The following is a 3582-nucleotide window of genomic DNA, read 5'->3' on the forward strand; positions in this document are numbered from 1 at the left end:
ACAACATCTGTTTTAGAAGAAGCTGCAAGAGCTAACGCAGCTGCAGGTTGTAATATGGTAACCGAATTAGATTGAGAAGAACAATTATCTGTAACGGTTACAGTATAAGTTCCAGCTACAAGACCAGATACAGAAGCTGTAGTTCCTACTGAAACATTCGCTGAATTTAACCATGAATAAGCCACTGTTCCAACTGCATTAGTTACTACTCCGGCAGTTACCGTTCCGGTGTTTTTTCCAAAACAAATTACATCCGTTTTAGAAGAAGTCGCAAGAGCTAACGCAGCTGCAGGTTGTAATATTGTAACCGAATTAGATTGAGAAGAACAGTTATCGGTAACGGTCACAGTATAAGTTCCGGCTAAGAGACCAGACACAGAAGCTGTAGTTCCTACTGAAACATTAGAGCTATTTTTCCATGCATAGGTAACTGTTCCGACTGCATTGGTTACCGCTCCGGCAGTTACTGTTCCGGTACTCGCACCAAAACAAGTAATATCTGTTTTAGAAGAAGCTGCAAGAGCTAAAGCAGCTGCAGGTTGTAAAATAGTAACTGAATTAGATTGAGAAGAACAATTATCTGTAACGGTTACAGTATAAGTTCCGGCTACAAGACCAGATACAGAAGCTGTAGTTCCTACTGAAACATTCGCTGAATTTAACCATGAATAAGTTACTGTTCCTACTGCATTAGTTACCGCCCCGGCAGTTACCGTTCCTGTATTTTTTCCAAAACAAACAACATCTGTTTTGGAAGAAGCTGCAAGAGCTAAAGCTGCAGTTGGTTGTAATATGGTAACCGAATTAGATTGAGAAGAACAATTATCGGTAACGGTTACAGTATAAGTTCCGGCTACAAGACCAGATACAGAAGCTGTTGTTCCAACAGAAACATTTGCTGCATTTTTCCATGCGTATGTCAAAGTTCCGATAGAATTGGTTACCGCTCCGGCAGTTACTGTTCCGGTATTTTTTCCAAAACAAATTACATCCGTTTTAGAAGAAGCTGCAAGTGCTAAAGCCGCGGTAGGTTGTGTAATAACTATTCCGTTTAAATTTGCAGAACAACCATTAGCATCTACTACTTTTATATTATAAGTTCCGGCAGTTAAACTCTGTAAAGTATTTGGAGTTGTTCCTCCGTTAATATAATAGGTAAAAGGAGCAGTTCCGTTGGTAACATTTACCTGAATTTTTCCATCGTTTCCGCCAAAACAAGTCACATTGGTTGTTGGACCCGCTGCCACGGTATAAAACGGAGGTAAAGTAATATTAGAGGTTACAAAATCCCGATTTGCATACCACCATGTATTGATCGTATTTAAATTTCCGTACTGAGGACTACCATTATTATTACTATTGAAATTATTCCAGGTATGACAATTGCCGGGAGGAGTATTGTTTGGAGTACATCCGGTAAGATTTATTTTGCTACTAAAAACTCCTCCAGTATAAGTAATGTTACTATCGTCCCAATAAAGTTTTAAAACATATCCCGACGGAGCAGCCGGCCTTACAGTTGTGCATGAAAATCCGTATTGGTTTTCTTCAATGTCATACATCGGAAAATGAAAAGCAGCCTGTCCAAACGATACCACAATTGGTATTGTAGTACCTTGAGGGATAACATTTCCTAATCCATCTTTTCCGTTCCACGGCACGCTAACAGCATAGGGCGGAGCTCCTGAACCCGTTACACTTTGTGTAGTTAATACATCTTTAGTGCCAGGAGTATAAATTCCGTCACCATTATTAAAATCAAGAAGTATATCAATTGTACCACTTTTAAAAACGCTAATATTGATATTACTTTCTCCAATACCGCAATTGGTGATCCCGTTTATTTGTATGTTTCCGTTATAAGTTCCGTTTTTCCAGACATTAATATCCGGGTCATTAAGAAAAACCTCGTATTTCGGACTCATCTTGGTTGCGTTAGCTGCATTCCATACACTTTTTTGATCATTAGCTGTATTTCCTGTGCTTCCTGCTCCAGTATTATTAAAAGCAACATTAAAGTACCAGGGTCTAAAACCTGCACCATTAAAATTAATTTTATTTACAAAACCATTTTGTGTAATAGCTCCCGTTGTAGAGCCGTTATCTGGCGCAAAAACAAAGAAAGAGCCATTAAAGTCAGTACTAACATCATCCATGGCAAGCGCCCAACGTTTAGAATAAAGACGTCCTGAAATAGAATTTTTAGTAGAATTATTAGCAACCGTAATGTCATAATAATTATAATAAAGTTCTGTATAACTAGAGTTGTTAGTTTCAAATTCAATATAATAATCACCAGCAGGCATACCAGTTGGATCAAAGACAATAGGAGTGTAACCAGTTGTAGTAATGCCATTAATTCCATTTGGCCCGTTTTGAGCTCTTGAAAGTTTTTGTGCCTCTGTACCGGTTATATTCGATGTAGCAGTAGTTAAATTATAACTTGCAAACGCAACATTTCCGTTAGGATCTAAAATTCTGAATTTAGAATCAACCTCTGAATTGCTATTATCAGGAGCAGATCTTCTGGCTTTACTAAACCCCAAATATACTTTTTCACTATTTGGGTTTTGAATCCTAATGTATAAACGTTGTTCATTAGTAGAACCGTATCTGGCAAAATTACCGTACTCATTGTTGTTAATACAAAGCGAAGCCCTGTGATTAACATCCGGAGTGGTTTGTTTTGTACCTTCTCCGCCATAAACATTTATAAATAAAGAGCTTAGTATAAAACTTAGAAGGATTTTCATTCTGATTTTAAAAGTAAAGTTTTCCATATTAAAAATTTTAATATTGATGAGATGGTTATGCTAAGAGAAAAAACGAACTGCAACTACATTTTGTAGTAAGAAAACATAAGCGGCTCTTGAAGTCATTATGTTTTTTAAATCCAAGGAAGATTTATTAAAACCGACTCCCTTTGTTTTTTTAGGAGGAATGTAGGTATAAACAATAACCTGAGTTTGGTTTGCCGGACAAGAGCCGGAAGTTGCGGTAACTTTTGTACCATTCCATTGGTCAAGTTTACTACTATCGATTAAGTTTAGTTTTACATAAAATTCGACAGACTCTCCGGCAGCAAGTGTAATGGTTTTACTAAGAGCTGAATTATTTTTGCTCTGCAGTTTATTACTCAGTAAAACATTATTTTGTGTAGAACTTCCGTCCGGGTTTTCGGCAAAGCCTGAAAAATTTTCTGCAGATAATTGATAAGTGTCTGTAGTAGTTCCCGTATTTTTAATTTGAAGTAAAAACGAAGTTTCGAAGCCATTATACTTTTGCTCCTTATCTCCCGCAATCGTAATTTCTGAATTACACGAACCAGACTGTGCAAATGAGATACATGTAATTAAACAAAGCAGTAGAGAAAAAATGTTTTTCTGAAAAATGTTTTTTTTGAAAGAAAAAATAAACTTACAATTGTTAACAAATTTCACTGCTTTTCCAAGAGTAGTTTTAGTTATCATATGCTTAGGTTTTTTGTTTTTGGTGTTTATCAAGTTTTAACAGAATCAAAGTTATATAGAGGCGTTAATTTTGATTTTTTTTGTCCGTAACTAACCTAAAAACTCGTTGAAG

General features: G+C 36.4%; 2 protein-coding genes. Both read right to left on the minus strand.

Features of this window, described 5'->3' with window-relative positions; genetic code table 11:
• Positions 1-2780, minus strand: a 2780-nt coding sequence (locus FLACOL7796_RS03005; RefSeq protein ID WP_173969353.1) for a SprB repeat-containing protein, incomplete at its 3' end; no start/stop codon positions are given.
• A 33-nt stretch (positions 2781-2813) separates the two neighbouring features.
• On the minus strand, positions 2814-3470 hold the full coding sequence (locus tag FLACOL7796_RS03010; RefSeq protein ID WP_173969354.1) for a COG1470 family protein: 657 nt from the start codon (positions 3468-3470) through the stop codon (positions 2814-2816).
• Positions 3471-3582: the final 112 nt, after the last annotated feature.

The sequence above is a fragment of the Flavobacterium bizetiae genome, from assembly GCF_902804475.1.
Taxonomy (GTDB): domain Bacteria; phylum Bacteroidota; class Bacteroidia; order Flavobacteriales; family Flavobacteriaceae; genus Flavobacterium; species Flavobacterium bizetiae.